The 20,477-nt window shown below is 36.5% G+C and carries 16 protein-coding genes; 11 read left to right on the forward strand and 5 right to left on the reverse strand.

Going from position 1 to position 20,477, the window contains the following annotated elements:
- The 3 genes from FLAVO9AF_RS13805 to FLAVO9AF_RS13815 all read left to right on the forward strand — a co-directional run bounded on the left by FLAVO9AF_RS13805 (position 1) and on the right by FLAVO9AF_RS13815 (position 5,452).
- Positions 1-2,226, forward strand: coding sequence for a glycoside hydrolase family 3 N-terminal domain-containing protein (locus FLAVO9AF_RS13805; RefSeq protein WP_159690030.1), 2,226 nt, complete (start codon positions 1-3; stop codon positions 2,224-2,226).
- 11 nt (positions 2,227-2,237) lie between these two features.
- Entirely contained in the window at positions 2,238-3,170 is a 933-nt protein-coding gene (locus FLAVO9AF_RS13810) for a sialate O-acetylesterase (RefSeq protein ID WP_159690033.1), read from the forward strand.
- 122 nt (positions 3,171-3,292) lie between these two features.
- Positions 3,293-5,452 carry a glycoside hydrolase family 3 C-terminal domain-containing protein gene (locus tag FLAVO9AF_RS13815; RefSeq protein ID WP_159690036.1) on the forward strand — a complete coding sequence of 720 codons (2,160 nt, stop codon included), beginning with the start codon at positions 3,293-3,295 and terminating at the stop codon, positions 5,450-5,452.
- Positions 5,453-5,840: 388 nt separating this feature from the next.
- Here the strand turns inward: FLAVO9AF_RS13815 and FLAVO9AF_RS13820 are convergent, their stop codons facing one another.
- Complete coding sequence (locus tag FLAVO9AF_RS13820) at positions 5,841-6,953, reverse strand: acyltransferase (protein ID WP_159690039.1); 1,113 nt, start codon at positions 6,951-6,953, stop codon at positions 5,841-5,843.
- 93 nt (positions 6,954-7,046) lie between these two features.
- Entirely contained in the window at positions 7,047-9,377 is a 2,331-nt protein-coding gene (locus FLAVO9AF_RS13825) for a glycoside hydrolase family 3 C-terminal domain-containing protein (protein ID WP_201296299.1), read from the reverse strand.
- A gap of 537 nt (positions 9,378-9,914) precedes the next feature.
- Here FLAVO9AF_RS13825 and FLAVO9AF_RS13830 point away from each other — a divergent pair.
- The 7 genes from FLAVO9AF_RS13830 (at position 9,915) to FLAVO9AF_RS13860 (ending at position 16,040) form a co-directional block, all read left to right on the forward strand.
- Entirely contained in the window at positions 9,915-10,670 is a 756-nt protein-coding gene (locus FLAVO9AF_RS13830; protein ID WP_159690042.1) for an NUDIX domain-containing protein, read from the forward strand.
- A 546-nt stretch (positions 10,671-11,216) separates the two neighbouring features.
- A complete protein-coding gene (locus tag FLAVO9AF_RS13835) occupies positions 11,217-11,624 on the forward strand; it encodes a hypothetical protein (RefSeq protein ID WP_159690045.1) in 408 nt (135 codons plus the stop codon).
- A 249-nt stretch (positions 11,625-11,873) separates the two neighbouring features.
- The gene (locus tag FLAVO9AF_RS13840) at positions 11,874-12,353 is read left to right on the forward strand and encodes a hypothetical protein (protein WP_159690048.1); all 480 of its coding nucleotides are present in this window, start codon (positions 11,874-11,876) and stop codon (positions 12,351-12,353) included.
- Positions 12,354-12,528: 175 nt separating this feature from the next.
- Positions 12,529-13,179, forward strand: coding sequence for a tetratricopeptide repeat protein (locus FLAVO9AF_RS13845; protein ID WP_159690051.1), 651 nt, complete (start codon positions 12,529-12,531; stop codon positions 13,177-13,179).
- A gap of 294 nt (positions 13,180-13,473) precedes the next feature.
- The gene (locus FLAVO9AF_RS13850; protein WP_236552326.1) at positions 13,474-14,094 is read left to right on the forward strand and encodes a transposase; all 621 of its coding nucleotides are present in this window, start codon (positions 13,474-13,476) and stop codon (positions 14,092-14,094) included.
- 216 nt (positions 14,095-14,310) lie between these two features.
- Complete coding sequence (locus tag FLAVO9AF_RS13855; RefSeq protein ID WP_159690055.1) at positions 14,311-14,799, forward strand: glycosyltransferase; 489 nt, start codon at positions 14,311-14,313, stop codon at positions 14,797-14,799.
- 173 nt (positions 14,800-14,972) lie between these two features.
- Entirely contained in the window at positions 14,973-16,040 is a 1,068-nt protein-coding gene (locus tag FLAVO9AF_RS13860) for a serine hydrolase (protein WP_159690059.1), read from the forward strand.
- A gap of 266 nt (positions 16,041-16,306) precedes the next feature.
- On the opposite strand, the gene FLAVO9AF_RS13865 is transcribed toward FLAVO9AF_RS13860, so the two are convergent.
- Complete coding sequence (locus FLAVO9AF_RS13865; RefSeq protein ID WP_159690062.1) at positions 16,307-16,834, reverse strand: helix-turn-helix domain-containing protein; 528 nt, start codon at positions 16,832-16,834, stop codon at positions 16,307-16,309.
- A gap of 79 nt (positions 16,835-16,913) precedes the next feature.
- Positions 16,914-17,972, reverse strand: coding sequence for an exopolyphosphatase (locus FLAVO9AF_RS13870; protein WP_159690065.1), 1,059 nt, complete (start codon positions 17,970-17,972; stop codon positions 16,914-16,916).
- A 205-nt stretch (positions 17,973-18,177) separates the two neighbouring features.
- On the opposite strand from FLAVO9AF_RS13870, the gene FLAVO9AF_RS13875 reads away from it, so the two are divergent.
- Complete coding sequence (locus FLAVO9AF_RS13875) at positions 18,178-19,419, forward strand: MFS transporter (protein ID WP_159690067.1); 1,242 nt, start codon at positions 18,178-18,180, stop codon at positions 19,417-19,419.
- 154 nt (positions 19,420-19,573) lie between these two features.
- Here FLAVO9AF_RS13875 and tsf read toward each other — a convergent pair whose 3' ends face one another.
- On the reverse strand, positions 19,574-20,398 hold the full coding sequence (gene tsf, locus FLAVO9AF_RS13880; RefSeq protein WP_159690071.1) for a translation elongation factor Ts: 825 nt from the start codon (positions 20,396-20,398) through the stop codon (positions 19,574-19,576).
- Positions 20,399-20,477: the final 79 nt, after the last annotated feature.

Consider the following 20,477-nt stretch of genomic DNA (forward strand, 5'->3'; position numbering starts at 1 on the left):
ATGAAAAAGGTAATACTACTGCTATTTTTGGGGTGCAATGTGCTGGTTTTTGCACAATCCAAAAACATTGATCAAAAAGTCGAAGCTTTGTTGCGACAAATGACTTTGGAAGAAAAAATAGGGCAACTCAATCAATATACTGGTGATAATGCTGCTACTGGACCTATCACCATTAATCCCAACAAACAAACCGAAATCAAACAAGGACTAATTGGTTCTATGTTGAATATTTTGGGTACCAAATATACGCGACAATACCAAGAATTGGCAATGCAATCGCGTTTGAAAATTCCGTTGTTGTTTGGTCAAGACGTCATTCACGGATACAAAACCACTTTTCCAATTCCTTTAGCAGAAGCCGCTTCTTGGGATTTGGAGGCGATGGAACTTACGGCAAGAATAGCAGCTACAGAGGCTGCGTCTGCCGGAATTCACTGGACGTTTGCGCCTATGGTCGATATTTCTAGAGATCCAAGATGGGGTCGTGTGATGGAAGGTGCTGGAGAAGATACCTACTTGGGTTCTAAAATTGCTTATGCAAGAGTCAAAGGTTTTCAAGGAAATTTAGGTGACGTTACTTCGGTGATGGCTTGTGTCAAACACTTTGCGGCCTATGGTGCTGCGTTAGGCGGACGCGACTATAATTCGGTAGATATGAGTAATCGAATGTTGTGGGAAACCTATTTGCCTCCTTTCAAAGCGGCTTTAGATGCGGGTGCAGCAACATTTATGAATTCTTTCAATGACTTGAACGGAATTCCAGCCACAGGTAATGCCTATTTGCAACGCGATATTCTTAAAGGGAAGTGGAATTTTAAAGGCTTTGTAGTTTCAGACTGGGGCTCTATTGGCGAAATGGTCAATCACGGTTTTGCAAAAGATAACAAGGAGGCAGCATTGGCCGCGATTACAGCTGGTAGCGATATGGATATGGAAAGCAATGCCTATCGTTATCATTTAGCACAATTGGTAAAAGAGAAAAAAGTACCAATGGCTTTGATTGATGATGCGGTAAAACGGATACTGCGCAAGAAATTTGAGTTGGGATTGTTCGATGATCCGTTCAAATTCAATAACGAAGAACGTGAGCAAAAAGCCTTAAACAATCCAGAACATCGAAAAGTAGCTAGAGCGATGGCTGCCAAAAGTATTGTTTTGTTGAAAAACGAAAAAGGAATTTTACCACTTTCAAAATCGACCAAAACTATTGCATTCATAGGTCCTTTGGTAAAAGAATACAAACAAAATATGGGCTTCTGGTCGGTAGAATTACCCGAATTGGATTATACCAAAGAGATTGTTTCGCAGTGGGACGGATTGCAAAATAAAGTAGGGAAGAACACACAACTTTTGTATGCCAAAGGGTGCGACATCGAAGGTGACAATAAAGAAGGTTTTGCTGAGGCTGTTGCCGTGGCAAATCAAGCCGATGTGGTGATTTTGAGCATTGGCGAACGAAGAGATCAGAGTGGCGAGGCCAAAAGCCGTAGCAATTTGCGTTTGCCAGGAGTACAAGAAGAATTAGTAAAAGCCATTCAAGCCAAGGGCAAACCGGTAGTCGTGTTGATCAATGCGGGTAGACCACTTATTTTTAATTGGACAGCAGATCAAGTACCTGCTATTTTATATACTTGGTGGTTGGGTTCTGAAGCGGGGAATGCCATTGCTGATGTGTTGTTTGGCGATTACAATCCTTCAGCAAAATTGCCAATGTCTTTTCCAAGAGAAGAAGGACAAATTCCAATTTATTATAATCACTTCAATACCGGAAGACCAGCGCCGAACGAAACGGCTACGAATTATGTTTCGGCTTATATCGACTTAAAGAACAGCCCGAAGTTTCCTTTTGGTTACGGATTGAGTTATACCACTTTCAACTACTCCGATTTACAATTGTCTAAAAAAGTAATGAAGAAAAATGAAACCATTACAGTTTCTTTTACCCTTACCAACACCGCAAAATTCGATGGAGAAGAAGTGGTGCAATTGTATCTAAAAGATCAAGTGGGTAGCGTAGTGCGTCCGGTAAAAGAGTTGCGTGATTTTCAAAAAGTGTTTTTAAAAGCGGGAGCTTCGCAAAAGATTACGTTTACGATTGATAAAGAAAAACTAGCTTTTTATAATGCCAAATTGGAATGGGCGCCTGAACCGGGTGCGTTCGAAGTGCAGTTAGGATCTTCATCCGCAGATATTCGCTTGAAAGACAATTTTGAATTAGTATTTTAATATTTGAAAAAATGAAATTGAAAAATTTGACCTTTTTCCTTTTGATGCCTTTTATGCTTTTCGCACAGACAAAAAAAGATACCATCAGAGTATATTATTTGGGAGGACAATCTAATATGGAAGGCTTTGGCTATGTGAAAGAGTTACCAGAAGCCTTACGCAAAAAAAGTAAAAATGCATTTATATATCAAGGCAATCCAGTTGGGGATAATGATGCTAATGGCGGTTTAGGAAAGTGGGCCGTTTTGCAACCTGGCCACGGAACGGGTTTTGCTTCGGATGGCAAAAGCAATACGCTTTCTGACCGATTTGGGGTTGAGCTTTCTTTTGTTCAAAAATTACAAGAGGAATATCCCAATCAAAAGATTGCCATTATAAAATATGCCCGAAACGGTTCCGCGATTGATAGTAGCGGAAACAATTTTTTTGGCTCTTGGGAGCCTGATTTTAGAAGAGTAAAAAATCAATACGATTATTTTTTAAAAACAGTGCAAGCCGCTATGGCTGTGAAGGATATCAATGGCGATGGAGTTGAAGATGTGTTAGTGCCTAGCGGAATTCTTTGGATGCAAGGAGAAAGCGATGCCGACAAAACAGAACAAATTGCAAACCACTATTATGACAATTTGAAACGATTGATGCAACTCATTCGAGCCGCTTTTAGAAACAATGACTTACCAATTGTCATCGGAAAAATATCCGATTCTGGAGATGATCCCGATGGGAAAGTTTGGGGTTTTGGGGAATTAGTTCAATACGGACAAGAAAAATTTGCCCTTACAGAACCTAATGTGCGTATTGTGCGAAGCACCTCCAAGTATCTTTACTCAGATAAATACCATTACAAAAGCGAGGGATATATAGATTTGGGAAAAGAATTTGCCAAAGCCATTGTAAATCTTAACAAGAAAGATAGCAATCACCCAGAAATGCAACACAATTAGTCTAATTGAAATAGAGGATCATAATTAAATTTCATTATATTGTAATACAGAAAGTTGCGAAGTTTTTATTGGCGCTTGTGACCTTCAATTTGTAACTAATGCTAAATTTTAACATCAATGCTATGAAGAAGATAATGCTATTATTTGTTTTATTAGTTGGGTTGCTTTCGTTTTCCCAAAATGAAGCCACAACTGAAAAACGAATTCAGTCATTAGTAAAAAAAATGACGCTCCAAGAAAAAGTGAGTTTATTGCACGGTAATTCTAAGTTTTATGTTTCCGATATTAAACGATTGGGAATACCAGAATGGGCTTTGTCTGATGGACCCCACGGCGTGCGTGCCGAAATGAACCGACACAATTGGCAATATGCTGGTTGGAAAGATGATGCGGTTACTTGTTTTCCTCCTGGTACTGCTATGGCCGCCACTTGGAATTTAGATTTGACTGCCCAACGAGGTTACGTTTTAGGTGAAGAAGCCCGATTTAGAAAAAAAGACGTGCTCTTAGGACCTGGCATCAATATTATTAGAAGTCCATTATGTGGAAGAAATTTTGAATATTTAAGTGAAGATCCTTTTCTAATTTCTCAATTGACGGTTAGCTATATTAAAGCTTTGCAAACCAAAGATGTGGCGGCTAGTGTAAAACATTTTGCGGCGAATAATCAAGAAGACAATCGATTTGTGATTGATGTAACGATGAGCGACAGAGCTTTGCACGAAATTTATTTGCCTGGTTTTAAAGCTGCAGTTATGGACGCAAAAGTGTTAACCGTGATGGGTGCTTACAATAAATTTAGAGGGGATTATTGCACGGAGAATATGTTGTTGGGACGAACTATTTTGCGCGATTTATACCAATTCAAAGGCGTCTATATGTCGGATTGGGATGCAACTCACAGTACAGTCAATGCGGCTTTGGCTGGATTGGATTTAGAAATGGGAACTAATAAAACCAATTATAACGAATGGTATTTTGCGGATCCTTTGATTAAAGCGGTGCAAGAGGGAAAAGTAAAAGAAAGTGTAGTAGATGAAAAAGTAGCCAATGTGTTGCGAGTGATGATTAAAACGAAAGTTTTAGATCCCAAAACCAGAATCAAAGGCAGTGTGAATACCAAGGAACACCAAGCGCTAGCGTATCAATCGGCAGTGGAATCTATAGTTTTATTAAAGAACGAAAACCAGCTGCTGCCTTTGCCAATGAATGCTTTGAAATCGGTGGCGGTTATTGGAGATAATGCAACCAGAAAACACTGTAGTGGCGGATTGAGTTCCGAGATTAAGCCTTTATACGAAATCACTCCATTGGAAGCGATTACCAATAAGTTCGGAAACCAATTGCAAATTAATTATGCTCAAGGCTACAATAAGCAATCTTCACCAGGAGAAGGGAGCAACAAAGGACAATTGAATTCTGATTTTGTCGATTGGAAATTAATCGATGAAGCAGTGGCTCAAGCCAAAAAATCCGATGTGGCGATTGTTTTTGCAGGATTAAATCACGATTTCGATTCGGAGTCGTTTGATAGAATTCATATGCGTTTGCCTTACGGACAAGAAACCTTAATTCAAGAAGTAACCAAAGCCAATCCGAAAACTATTGTGGTAATTATTGCAGGTTCTCCTTTAGAATTATCTGGAATTCAGACACGAGTACCGTCAATCGTTTGGGCGTGGTACGGCGGAATGGAAGCTGGAAATGCTGTGATGGATGTGTTGAGCGGAAAGCAATATCCTTCTGGAAAATTACCGATTACTTTGCCAGTAAGTTTGCAACAATCACCCGATGTTGCTTTAGGAAATTATCCGGGAAGAGACCTAAAAGTGAATTATGAAGAAGATATTTTGGTTGGCTACAGATGGTATGATACTAAGAAAATAGAACCACTTTATCCTTTCGGTTTTGGATTATCGTATACTTCATTTGCAATTTCCAATGTGGCAACAGATAAAAAAACCTTTGATGTAAACGATACGGTAACGCTAAAATGTACCATCAAAAACACAGGTCAACTTGAAGGTGCAGAAGTACTTCAGTTGTATGCTAGCCAACCCGTTTGTTCGGTACTTAGACCTCAAAAAGAATTAAAAGCTTTTGAAAAAGTAGTGTTGAAAGCGGGCGAACAAAAAGAAGTTTCGCTTAAAGTTAAGGTGAAAGATTTGGCTTTTTATGATGAAAAAAATGCCAATTGGAAAGTGGAACCAGGAGAATTCATTTTCCATTTAGGCACTTCGTCAAAAGCGATTTCAAATGCTGTAAGCGTCCAAGTTAAATAAACCATTAAGAATTTTGATAAAAATAAAGAGCGATACTTTCTGTGTGAGAGTATCGCTCTTTTGGTAAGTTAACCATTGGCTTTTTGTAATAAAATTTCGGAGAACTTTCGTAGTGAAAGAATTTGGGGGGTGTGGTATTTATCCGATTTTTTTATTAGCCAATGGTCGATATGTTGTTGAGGTGTTCCTTTTATTTTTTAGGAATGTATCTTCTGATATACGCAATTTTCCCTTCGATGGTTTTATGGGTTCTAAACTTTTCGAGTTATTACTACTTTTTAACTAATCAATCACTAACTGCTATTCACTAACAGTTATTCACCAATCACTAACTGCTATTCACTAACAGCTATTCACCAATCACTAATTACTAATCACTAATTACTAATCACTTGACGACTTTCTTTTTAAGCCAATTTCTAATAGGTTCGTCGTACCATTTCAAACAGGCATAGGCCAAAACAATTGAGCTTACTACGGTCAAAATACTCATTGGTAATGCTTCTTGAAACGGGATTTTTCCATTGGCGACCCAAGCGGTGTAGATATAAATTAAAGGATAATGCGTGATGTAAATAGGATAGGAGATGTCGCCTAAAAATTGGCAAACCCTTGAAGCTTTTTTTCCTTCTATGGTTCCGCTGGCGCCAATATAAACGATGAGCGGAAAAAGAATAATAATGCTCAACGAATCGTATAATCCGTTTTGCCAAACAGTCGTGCTGTCTCCAATTCTTGGCATTGCCAAAACAACTACAAGCAACAAACTCGACCACAGAAAGGCATTTTTGATTGTTGTAAGTCTCACGATTCGATGCAATAACAACCCACCAAAAAACGGAAAAAGAAGTCGGGCAAAGCCAATGTGAAGTTGCTCAGGAACCAATGACCAACCACCGATTACATCACCATTTGGACTGGTCAAGGTTAGATGAATCAAAAAGCAGCCTGAAAGAAAAACGAGCACAGCCAAGGCGGTATTCGAAAATTTTCTCACGAACAAAGCATATAAAATATTACCAATATATTCAAAGAACAGCGACCAACCTGGACCATCAAGCGGATGCATTTCTTGCCATCCTCGAATATCCATTGAAGTTGGCACGGGAATCAAAGTAAAGCCAATGACCATAATGAGCAGCATTTTCCAAAGCGGCACTTGATGAATGTTGGGCCACAAAACCGAATCCTGAAAATAGAAACACAAGGCGCCCACAATCATTCCCATAATAACCATCGGTTGTAATCGAATGAGTCTGATTTTGAAAAAATCGCCTAGGGACATTTTGCTCCAACGGTCATCATAGGCATAGCTAATCACAAATCCCGAAAGCAAAAAGAAAAAATCAACCGCCAAATACCCGTGATTGATGACTTGGTCAAACCGACTCGTGGCGTGTGCTTCCATAATATGAAAAGCGACCACCATAATAGCAGCCACTCCCCGCAAACCATCTAAAATGGCGTAATGTTTTTTTGTAGGTAGTGTTGGGTTTTGCATTAGCAAAGATTTTAAAAAATGAGGCTGTCGCTCAAAACAGCCTCAATTGAAACAACATTTATAACAACCAAAATTTATGGAAAAACTCAATATTTATTTAGCATTAGCCGCTTGCAACAAGGCTTGTAACTGTTCTTCGGTAAATTTTCCGCCAGAGAGCAACAAGAATTTATTGATAGGCATATCGGCAAGCATTGCAATCATAAAGGCTTCGGCTTTTTTCTCTTCTTCTGTTTCCGCTTTTTTAGTACTACCCGTAAAGCTTCGCGTCAAGGCCTCGTAGATTACAGCGCTGTTTTTAGTTTGTTTGAACTCTTTCAACAAGGAGTTACGGGTAAAAACAGGCGTTAGAATTTTGGTAGACTGTATGTCTAGCGTTTGTTGCAAAGGCAAATCTCTAGAAGAACTTCCCACACGAATATCAAATTTACCCGATTTCACTATCCAGTCGTGAGCTACTGTGCTGTAATACGCAAAATCGCGTGAGGTCAATTGAAATTCTACCGTTTTTTCTTCTCCAGGTGCCAAGGCTATTTTTTCGAAATGCTTCAATTCGTTTTCAGGGCGACTGAGTGCGGCATCTTGTTCGTGAACATACAATTGTACTACTTCTTTTCCAGCTACTTTTCCAGTGTTTTTTACTTTTACAGAGATAGTAATCGCATCCGAATCTTTGGCAGAAGTCATATTGGCTTTGATATCCGAATAGCTAAAAGTGGTATAACTCAACCCAAATCCGAAAGGAAAATTAGGTTCAATCTTCTTTTTGTCATAGTAGCGGTAGCCAATGAAAATGCCTTCACCGTAATTAGCAACACCATCTTTTGACGGAAAATCGATAGCCGTTGGTGTATCTTCTAAACGCATCGGGAAGGTCTCAGATAACTTTCCAGAAGGGTTTACTTTGCCCGTAAGCACATCGGCTATGCCGCCACCTCCAGCTTGTCCGCCTAAATAGGCTTCTACAATGGCAGCGACTTCTTTTTTCCACGGAGTGCTTACCGCCGAGCCATTCAACAATATAACCACCATGTTTTTGTTTACTTTCGCAACCGCTTCAATCAATTGATTGTGACCTGCGGGCAAATCCATATTGGCTCTGTCATAACCTTCGGATTCGTACACGTCTGGAAGACCAGCAAACAGAAGAACGGTTTCAGCGCCTTTGGCATTTTTTACGGCTTCGTTAAGCAAAGTAGCGTTAGTGTCTCCCGCTGAGGTATAACCTTCGGCATAACTGAAAGTAGTGCCTTTTGCTAATTTTTGCAATTCATCGAAAGCATTTTCTACTTGAGTAGGTTTTACTTGCGAACTTCCCGCGCCTTGATAGCGTGGTTTTTTGGCAAAAGCGCCAATAATTGCTACTTTTTTGGCAGATGTTTTTAAGGGCAAAATACCTTTACTATTTTTTAAAAGAACAATCGATTCTGCACTGGCTTCTCTTGCCAAAGTATGATGTTTGGCTTTGTCGACAACGATACCTTGTTGGTGACTGTCTTTGGCTTTGAGCGTGATGGCTAGGGTTTCGATGACAATTTCATCCAGTTTTGACTCAGATAAAGTGCCTTTTCTAACCGCGTCTACAATTTTTTTGTTGTTAAAACCTCCACTGGCAGGCATTTCTAAGTTCAAACCTGCGGCTACGCCCAATGGTCTGTCGTTTACAGCGCCCCAATCCGACACTACAAAACCTTGAAATCCCCATTTTTTCTTCAAGATTTCGGTCAGTAAGTATTCGTTTTCTGAGGCATATACGCCGTTTAGTTTGTTGTACGAACACATTACAGTCCAAGGTTGGGCTTCTTTTACCGCAATTTCAAAAGCAGGAAAATAGATTTCACTCAGCGTGCGCTCGTCCACCAACGAACTATTCGACATACGTTCAAATTCTTGGTTGTTGGCTGCAAAATGTTTTAACGAAGTTCCCACGCCTTTGCTTTGCACGCCATTGATAAAAGCAGCGGCAATTTTTCCAGACAAAACGGGGTCTTCAGAGAAATATTCGAAGTTGCGTCCACCAAGCGGAGAACGTTTCATATTGATGCCAGGACCCAACAAAATCTGTACGTCATTGGCTTGTGATTCGGTAGCTAAGGCTTCGCCCACTCGTTTCACTAATTCTTTATTCCACGACGAAGCCAAACCTGAGGCTGTTGGAAAACAAGTCGCAGGAACACTATTCGTAAAATCAAAACCTTCTGCTTTACGCAAACCGTGTGGGCCATCGGTCATAAAAATCGACGGAACGCCCAATCTTGGAATTGCCTGCGTCGACCAAGCGGTTTCGCCCGAGCACAACGAAGCCTTTTCTTCAAGCGTCATTTGTGCCACTATTTTCTTGGCTTTCTCACGATAATCGGTCGTTTGCGAACTCGCTGAGAGTACAGCAAAAAAGAAGCATCCCAAAACATATCTTTTTTTCATAACGGTAAGAGTTTGGTTTATAGTGAAATAGTAATGTGTTATTTTGACGCAATGTACATTTATTTTTGATTAAAAAAACACTTCGCTCAAAAAAAAGCCTCTTTTTTAGTGAAATCTAGTTTTATGTACGTAAAATTTTAAGGATTAAGAAGTTATCTAAAAAAAATATGAGAATTTATTTGGTTAAAGTGCTGCCACTTAGCTATTTTAATTTTTCACCACATAGGAGTTTCATAGAGTTTATAGTTTTTGAAAGAAAGAAATAGACGTTTTACTATTCACATAGCCATTCCTATGTGAGAAATAGTGCTATTTCTGTTATTTTCTTCTACAAAATTTTATCTATGATTCTATGTGGTTATTTTTTTATTTTGTTTCACTTTCACCCAACAGTTATGAATTAGTGTGCATTCGTGTAATTTGTGGTGGAAATTTTAAAAGCGATTGCTTGGCTTGAGCAGAAATTTACCGCTTTGTTTCTCAAAAAAAACTAAATTGCGCTCACAATAGCGGCGTATTAATTTAAAGAAGATGCAGATGTTAATGAAAATACTCGAGAATAAAGACCAATACCAACCTGGACTATCCATAGATTGTGTCATTTTTGGCTTTCATAACAACCAACTCAAAGTGCTCTTGAACAAGACCAAATACAGCGACCAATGGGCATTGCCTGGCGGTTTTGTTCCCGTCGACGAAGATTTGGACCAAGCAGCAGTCTCTATTTTGTACGGACGAACGGGAGTCAAAGGCATCTTCCTGCGCCAGTTTGCCACCTTCGGAAAAGTGAAACGCAACCAGTCCGATTTTAGTCAAAAAGTCGTCCAATTTTATGGACTTACCCCCGAAGCCGCACAATGGTATTTGAACCGATTTGTCACCGTGGGCTATTACGCCTTGGTCGATTTCTCGCAAACCGTGCCACAATCCGAGGGCAACAAAGAAGTGGTAGAATGGATTGACCACAGCGCCGTACCCGAACTCATTTTGGACCACCGCGAAATCCTAGACACCGCCTTAGCCACACTCCGCACCGAGCTCAATTTGATGCCCGTAGGCTACAACCTGCTGCCCGAAAAATTCACCATACCCGAGTTGCAAAAACTCTACGAAACCATACTAGGACGCCAGCTCGACCGCCGCAATTTCCTCCGAAAAATCACGGCCATAGGCATCCTCATCAAACTCGACGAAAAGAAAAGCAACGTCGCACACAAGGCGCCCAACTTGTACCGTTTTGACAAAGAACGCTACGAAGAGGTCGTAAAAAACGGCCTCACCCAAGGCTGGTAATTTTACTAGCTTTTTGTTTTGGGCATACCCCCGAGCTACACAACCCCGCAAACCACAACACCCTGCTCCTCGGGGTCGGGCTATCCATTATATCTTTGCTGGCTAAAAGAACCGCCAGCAAAGGATGCCATTCCTATCCCTTATGCGAAGGTAGAAGACGGGATTTGGGATTTGGGATTTTGCAGACTGCACAGCATTCTTACAGAAAAATTTTATATTTTTAGAGGAAAAAGGAATATATTTGGGAGACGATATAACGAAATCAACCTTCAACTATCTACCCAATAATGAATGTAACGAAGTTACTTTGTATTTACTATGAACTAGTTAGTGATAATTTTATAAGATAAGCAGTTTAAACAAGAACAATAAATGGACAGCATTTTTCTGATAATAATTTTAATTTTAGTAGTTCTGATTCCTTCGGCTTTTTGTATTTGGTTAGTGTATATTTTATATTCAATCCCAGCCAAAAGCGGACAAAAGAAACTTGGAATATTTCTTTCTTCAATAGTTGGATTATTTTTTATTTATATAGCTGTGAGTATGATATTTGAAGATGAATTGTTTTCAAAAAATCAAGCCGAAAATTTATTAGCTGAACAAAATATTACTTTGAATAATGATTTTGAACTTCTCGAAAATAAATCAATGTCTGCAATTGGCGATTACTACCATACGTTTACTTTAAAAATTACTGCGGAAGATAAGATAAAGATAATTAACGAAATTAGAAATTCTAAAAACTTCAATCTTGATCCTAAAATCGAGAATTATTTCGACAATCAAGAAGATTATTACAATGGTCCTAAAAGAATTAAAAATTATGAAACTGAAAAACAATTTATAAGAGAACTTTTTGAACCGAAAGGAAAAGGATATGTCCCAACTTGGAGGAAAATTGAAGTTGACAAAAACGAAAACACACTAACATTTGAAGATATTGACGAATAAAAAAAACCGCTACACAAAGTGTCGTTACCAATAAATAAATTTGTTGTCTTTAGACCCCGCTCTACAAAGAGTTCTTATTAATAAATAAAATTTGTCGTTAAGGCTGCGCGAATGTCCCCGCTCTACAAAGTGTTCTTAGTAATAGATAAATTTGTCGTTAAGGCTGCGCGAATGTCTCTGACTTCGCCCCGCTGTAGTTCCAGAATTTTAGCCTTCATTTTAATTACCATTATACAAAAAATACAACTTATGAATCAATTTTCGTTTGAGAAAAAACAATTAAAACTTAAAGTTGCAAAATCACCTATTTTAGTTCGTCTCATTTTATTTATAATTACATTTCTTTGCTTTGTACTTCCTCTATTCGGAATAGTTTTGAATATTATTGAGGGAAACGGAATAAAGTTCGGAGGAATTTTAGCATTTGGAGTGTTTTCATTTATAGGTTTTTTTATGTTACGCATCAGTTTGTGGAATAGCTTTGGTGAAGAAATAATTCAATTTAATGATGACCAAATAGAATATGTCGCTGACTATCGTTGGTTTAAAGATGGGAAAAGAACTCTTGATAAAGATTTAATGATGTATTCAATTAAACCGATTGGATATGAAGATGACAATAAAGGAATTCTTGTAATTTCGAATGGAAATTCGAAAATTGAATCAGTTGTAAAAATGCAAAATAAAAACCTTGAAGAACTAATCGAATTATTACAAAACGCCGGCTAACAGCATTACCACGGATTTGGGCAATTAGCTAAATGGGAAGTTGCTTTTATATTTAGGTCCCGAAGCTTCGCGATGGAAATCCGAATAATGACTTAATTTGGTTTTAAACCACTGCAGTACAAGAAAGTTGGTATACATCTAAAAAAAAATCAAAAAGAAAAATATATTAAATAGAATGAAGAAAATATTATTTTTAATAATCTTAAGTCAATGGAGTTGCAAATCCCAAACAAATTGTCCAGAAGGGATTAATTTATTGCCGATGTATGGAGAAGTAAAAAAATGTGAACAGCAAATTGAATTAGACAATGAATTTATTTTAGAATCAGAAAAACAATTCAAAGACAGAAAAGAAGCATCCAAATACTATGTGTCTAAAGGTTGGGAATATTTCTATAAAGATGATAATGATACATCTATGAAGCGATTTAATCAGGCTTGGCTTTTAGATAAAACAAATTCAGAAGTGTATTGGGGTTTTGGTAACTTACTAGGTAGAAAAAACGAATTCGAAAAATCTGTTAAATATTTTCAGAAATCAATTGATTTAGAACCGAACAACGCTAATGTTTACGAATGTATATCCACTAGTTATGGCCAAATATTTTTTAAAACAAAAGATATTAGATATTTAAACCTAACAATTGAGAACTTAAAAAAAGCAATAAAGATAGAACCAAAAAATGGAAGAGCTTTGGGACAATTAGCAGGCTCGTATGCTTATTTAAAACAAAAAGACAGTTTGGTAAAATACATAAAAAAGACAGATGAAATAGACCCAAAATTTGTTAATCCTAAAGTAAGGGAAATCGCGAAAAAGAAATAAACCCGCTCCACAAAGTCTTCTTAGTAATAGATAAATTTGTCGTTAAGGCTGCCCCGCTCCGCAAAGTGTTCTAAACAATTGATAAAATTTGTCGTTAAGGCTGCGCGAATGTCTCTGACTTCGCGCTGTTTTAAATCGTTTTGTAAACCGTAAAAGTGTAAAAGTCTCCCGACTTTTTACGTAAATATCTTTAGAATGATACACGTTTCAAAGCATTTTATAAAACTTCAAAATAGTAATATTATAATATAGCAGTTTTTATATATTTGAATTGGAGGCAAATAAACTTGCAAGATGATTCAAAAGAATACAATGACGAAAGAAGGCTATACAATAAGAGACCAAACCTTGCCCCATTTTATAACGGCAACTGTTGTGGATTGGATTGATGTTTTTACAAGAAAAACATATAGAGATACAGTTATCGAGTGTTTCGATTATTGTATCGCAAACAAAGGAATGGTTCTTTATGGCTATGTAATTATGAGTAACCATATCCATTTAGTTCTTCAATCCAGTGAAGGTAATCTTTCTGATTTAATACGTGATTTCAAAAAATTCATAGCTGCCAAAGTCTTAGAAAAAATACAAATAGAACCTGAAAGTAGAAGAGAATGGATGTTAGAACGTTTTAAATTGGCAACCGAGAGTCATTCTAGAAACAAAAATTACCAATTCTGGCAATATGGCAATCATCCTGAAGAAATCTATACCAACAAGTTTATGTGGTCGAAGTTGGATTATATTCATCTGAATCCTGTTCGGGCAGGAATTGTTGAAAAGGCATCACATTATGTTTATTCAAGTGCCAGTAATTATGTAAACGATACGGGACTTCTTAAAATAGAAAAAGCTGATAATCCCGTTGTTGATGTATTGAATCCTAATTCTGTTACAAAAATCAATTTGTATTGATTGTATCTCTTTGGATGTGTTGTTTTAGCAAAACAATTCATTTTCAATACGTTTTCGGAAAAAGTCAGGAGACTTTTGACACTTGTAACGATTGCAATAGACAATTAAGATGGCGCGAAGTCAGAGACATTCGCGCAGCGCAGCACGACATTATTTTGATTCATCATAATACTTTGCGGAGCTGAGGAAGCGCCGCTACTTTTGACTTTTGGAAGTATGCCTTTTAAAAGTAAATTTGATTTGCAAGAGGCTATCATAAAACTAACCGAACAATTTAATACAAGAATAATTGTAATTAAAGGCTGGGGACTTGAGCAAACTGAAAAACTAGAGAACAATCTCAAAATCAAGGTTATTAATGCTGCACCTTATGAAAAATTATTTCCACTAACAAAAGCAATCATTCATCACGGCGGCATTGGTACAACTGCAGAATGTTTGAGAGCGGGAAAACCCTTTTTCATTTGTCCTATTTTACATCCAATAGGTGACCAGCAATTTTGGGGACTAGTAGGATACAGAGGAAAAATAGCTGTTCGTCCAATACCAATTAGTAAAATGACCGAAGAAAAATTTATAAGAAGCGTAAGGGAATTATTGACAAACGATGAATTATATAAAAATGCAATTGAAATGAAAAGATTAATTGAAAGTGAAAACGGTATTGAAAAAACAATTGACGAAATAGAAAAGCATAACAGTTAGTATTTCGTTGTATGAGTGGCAAGAATCTAATTGGTTCCAACGGCAAATCCGCTCAACAAGCATACTAAAAAGTAGTTTGTATTGGGTTCTCAAAGTTTGGAATCTGGGTTAAACCTTTTTAGATTTGGAAAGTCTATATACAAAACCAACCAAATAACCCAAAATAACCTATTATGAGATACTTACCACTACTTGTACTCGCTATTTTGTTCATAGGATGTGAAAAAAGCGATGATATTCCACAAAATCCAACTACGGAAGCTTTTTATTATCCACCCACTACAGGAAGCACTTGGGAAACGAAATCCATAGCCAGTTTGGGATGGAACCAAAGCGCGGTTCAGCCCTTAAAAGATTATTTGGCAGATAAACATACTAAATCCTTTATGATTCTAGTCAATGGGCGAATCGTGATGGAAGAATACTTCAACGGACACACCGCAGCGGCAACTTGGCAATGGAATAGCGCTGGAAAGACTTTGGTGGCTACTACCACAGGAATTGCGCAACAAGAAGGCTTGCTAAACATCAACAACAAAGCGTCTCAGTATTTAGGTACTGGATGGACAAGTGAAACATTGGATAAAGAAAATCTGATTACGTCTAGACATTTACTAACGATGAGTTCTGGTTTGAATGACGAAAAAGAACTTGTTATAAAATCAAATTTGACCTATTTGGCCGATGCAGGCACAAGATGGTCGTATCATAATGTGTTTCAGAAGTTGATGGATGTAGTGGCTGCGGCAAGTAAACAAGACTTTGAAGTGTATTTCAATAGCAAGTTGAAAAACAAAATAGGAATGGATGGTTTCTGGAACTATGGCCCTATTTTTACGATTTACAATAGTTCTACCAGAAGTATGGCTCGATTTGGACTTTTGGCACTTAAAAACGGCAAATGGAATAATGAGCAAATTATTAATGAAGCTTTTTTTAAGGAAAGTATCAGTACGTCACAAACGATTAATCCTTCTTATGGTTATTTGTGGTGGTTGAATGGAAAATCGAAGTATATGGTTCCAGGTGGGCAAACAGTTTATCAAGGGGCTTTGGTACCTAATGCCCCTGCTGATATGTATTCAGCAATGGGAGCAGAGGACCAACGTATTTATGTGATTCCGAGTAAGAATATGGTGGTGATACGAATGGGTGACGCTTCGGATCCTGCGAATCCTAATTTTGCACTTTCTGGTTTTGATACGGCACTTTGGGATAAAATAAATGCGGTGATAAAGTAATTTTTAATCCTACTTCATAAGCGACAACAAATCTTGGTTTTGTTGTCGCTTTTTTTTTGGTTGTATCCGAAAAGAAAACCCTGTCAATCTCTAGCCCCGATTACTATGATATATACAAACTAAAAATTTATTTATTTTTTAGTTTAAAAAAAAGACATAACAAGCCTTCGAATAAGAATTACACGAAGGTTTGTTGTGCCTTTCATAAGTTATTTTTTTGGTTTGCTTTAAAAGTAAATTCAAATCAAACTCATGCCTTAATTCCATTATGGCTTGCGCTTTCTGGCTTTCTCTTCTGCTTGAATTAAGGCTTGCAACTTTTTTAGCAATTCGTTCTCACAACGTAATGCTTCATTCTCTAATAGAAGTTCTTCTTCTCTGGTTAAGGGCTTGTCTGATTTTCGCTTTTTTCTTTTATTGGTGTCCATAAATGTTGGTCTGCCTCTAGTTTTTGGTTGTAAGCCTACTAAACCAAAAGTAGTGAAATCCTTCTTCCATTTAACAATAATACTAGTGTCAGGTATATTAAACTTAACACTGGCAGCTCTCAAAGACAATGAGTTGTTATCAATTGCTTTTAATACTTTCAATTTAAAAGCAACCGAATAACTTTGGTTTTTTCTTGGCAGCAAACCAATACTGCCATATTGCTTATAAAATCGAACCCATTTACGAATGTTAGACTCATTTAGACCTTTTTGTTTAGAAACATAATTGCACGAATAATGTTTTTCTAATACTAATTTTACGCATTCAAGTTTAAATGAAGCATCATATCTGACTTTTCTTTCCATAAAAATACCCCCAAATAGTGTCTAACTTTTTGGGGGCAGTCTAACGAATGGGATTTTTCTAAATTGATTAAATACTTTTTTAGTAAATCTGTTTTACTCCTCTAGCATTATCGAATACATAACTCACTAACCAAGCAATTTGACCTTGTTTTGCAAAATAAATCTTTTTGTTTTTCATATCTGGAATTACTTCAAGACATGTTTCCAAAAGGTTAAATGCTGCAATTAAGTTTTTTTGTTGGTAGGTTTTTAATACTTTTTTCTTCTCAGCATTGTTTTCAGCATCCAAAACGAATCTTTGGTAATTGTTTTCTGCAATAGCTTTAATCGTTAAAATGTCATCGTAAGTTACAGGAGTAAAGTTTTCTTCTGCTACATTTCCATTTAACAAAGTGTACATAGCCCATGCTGCACCACCAGAAATATATACATTGTTTTTTTGTTGTGATTCTGGACGGTTAGTGTACATTTTTGTGAAAGTTTCACGCAATGTAGGTAAGTAGTTGAACATTTCTTCGTTAAACTCGAAAACAGTTTTTTGCTTACATTTTTTGTTGATAAGCTCGGTTAAAGTAACTGTTCCAATATCGGCAGAGATAGGGAAGAATACACCAGAAGCGTTAATTTCTTTTGCATAACCGCCTTTTGTGTTACCACCTCCAATATCTACAATTACTGAACTCAAATAATTTTTTGGAGGGATACAACCTTTTAAAAGTAGTTTTGCTTCCAATGAAGAAGAGATAACTTCAACGTTCTTCTTGGTTACCGCTTTGATTTTGTCTGTAAGTTCAGCTGTATTAGTTGCAAGTCCAACTCCTGATGAAGCTACTATGAAAATATTTTTATCTTCTATTTTGTACTCAGTTAGCATTTTGTTGTAGTTCAACAAAACTACAGCTACTGCTCTTTCTATGTCTTCTTTGAATAATGTACCATCTATCGAGATACCAGTTGCGATACCAACGTTTTCTGTCCAAAACTCTTTTACGTCATAGTTGTTTTTCTTCAAGTTTTCTACTTCAAGAACAGTCATTTTTACACCTTTACTACCAATTTCTATTCCTCCATAAAGTTGTGAATACGAAGAGTAAGAAAAAATAAGAAGCGCTGCGACAAAGTAAAATTTTTCTTTCATGCTTTTTTAATTTGGGGTTCGATTGCAAATCTATATTAAAAAATGAAACTTTTATTCGTTTTTTTTAATTTTTATTTATTAAAAATAGTAATACTATTTTTTTTAGATGTCTCCATTATAATTTAACATTTCTTTGTTGTTGGGGTCAAAAAAAAATCTATTTTTGCTTTTATAAAAATATTTTTTGCCCCAAAAATAATTAATTATGATAAAAAAATACCTCGACAATTTTAAGGATTTTCCAAGAGAAGTTTGGATTTTGACTTTAATTACATTTATCAACAGAGCAGGAACAATGGTTATTCCATTTCTGTCAAAGTACATGAAAGAAAATTTACATTTTAGCTACAGCCAGATTGGTTGGGTAATGGTTTTCTTCGGAATTGGTTCTATAGTTGGGACTTGGCTTAGTGGAAAGCTGTCTGATAAAATAGGATTTTACAAGGTGATGGTTTTTAGTTTGTTTGCTAGTGGGATTGTTTTTATTTTACTCCATTATGCTACAACTTTTGAAGAGTTATGCCTTGGAATACTTGTCCTTACTACAATTGCTGATATGTTCAGGCCAGCAATGTTAGTATGTCTTAAAACGTTTACTACTAAAGAAAACAGAGCAAGTGCTTATTCATTGACTAGAGCGGCTGTGAATTTAGGATTTCTTTTTGGTCCTGTTTTAGGAGGTTTGATTATTATGCAATCAGGTTATGAGTACATTTTTTATGCAGATGGTGCTACTTGTATTTTAGCCATTATTGTTTTTATGATTTTTGTAAGAGAAAAACAATTGCCGATTAAAACTGCTGCAGAAAGAGCTTTGCCAAAAAATGTATCAGTTATGAAAGATAAACCATTTATGTTGCATTTGGTTATATGCTTGATTACTGGAATTTTATTCTTTCAAATATTCACAACATTGCCTTTGTATCACAAAGAACAATTCAATATGTCGGAGTTTGATAGTGGATTGTTGTTAAGTTTGAACGGTTTATTGATTTTACTTTTTGAACTTCCAATTGTCAACTATGTAAGTAGAAATAAAATAAACAATCATAGAGTTATCTTTATTGGATTAGTTTTAATGGCTACAAGCTTTTTGTTCTTATTGTATCCATGGGAAGGTATGTTGATTCCTATGATGCTTTTTATGACTTGTGGAGTAATGCTTACCTTTCCGTTCGCTAATTCATTTGCTATGGAAAGATCTTATGAGCAAAGAGAAGGAAAATATATGGCTGCTTTTACGATGAGTTACAGTTTTGCGCACATTTTGAGTGCTAAAACAGGGATGGAAATCATTCAAAACTCTGGATATGAAACGAATTGGGTTTTTATGTCTATTCTTGGAGTGGTAGGTTCTTTACTTGTGTTTAAGTTGTTTGCAATGGTTGAGAAAGAAGAGTTGAGTAAAGCAACGATGATTCCAGTAGAAAGCGACGATAGAAAATAAGCATCGTCTGATAAAATAAAAAAAAACAGTAGTGATTATTTTACTACTGTTTTTTTTATGGAATTAAATCATATATAGCTGTAAATAAAAAGTCCCAACTTTATTAAAGTTGGGACTTTTATTTGAAATTACAAGAAGTAAAATCAATAGTTTATTATCCTAAAGCAGCTCTTTTGAAACCAGTTACAATAAGATCTTTATCTAAAGATTTAGCATAAGCAGCAACGCTTAATTTGTTATCTTTAATGTAATCTTGGTTTACTAAAGTGTTGTCTTTAAAGAAACGAGCTAATTTACCTTTAGCGATATTGTCTAACATAGCTTCTGGCTTACCTTCTTGACGTAATAAGTCTTTTGCGATTTCAATTTCTTTAGCGATAGTTTCAGCATCAACACCGTCTTCGTTAAGAGCGATAGGTGCCATTGCAGCAGCTTGCATAGAAATATTTTTAGCAACTTCGTCAGCACCTTCAATGTTTTTAGATAAAGCAGTTAAAGTAGCGATTTTGTTACCAGCGTGGATGTAAGAACCGATGAAAGCACCTTCTAATCTTTCGAAAGCACCAATTTCGATTTTCTCTCCAATAACTCCTGTTTGCTCAATTAATTTTTCAGCAACAGTAATTCCGTTGAAATCAGCAGCTAATAATTCTTCTTTAGTATTGAAGTTTAAAGCTAAAGCAGCTAAATCTTGAGCTAATTTTACGAAAGATTCGTTTTTACCTACGAAGTCAGTTTCACAGTTTAATGAAACTACAACTCCAGCAGTTTTTTCAGCATTTACAACAGCGATAACAGCACCTTCTGTAGATTCTCTATCAGAACGGTTAGCCGCTACTTTTTGTCCTTTTTTACGTAAGTTTTCGATAGCTAAATCAAAATCTCCTTCTGCTTCAACCAAGGCTTTTTTGCAGTCCATCATACCTGCACCTGTGATTGTTCTTAATTTATTTACGTCTGCAGCAGTAATTGTTGCCATAATATTTTGTATTTAAATGTTAAAAGTAAAAATTCCAATTCTCAAATCCCAAATTCCAACTTTATCAGAAAGTTAATTT

It is taken from the genome of Flavobacterium sp. 9R (assembly GCF_902506345.1).
Taxonomy (GTDB): domain Bacteria; phylum Bacteroidota; class Bacteroidia; order Flavobacteriales; family Flavobacteriaceae; genus Flavobacterium.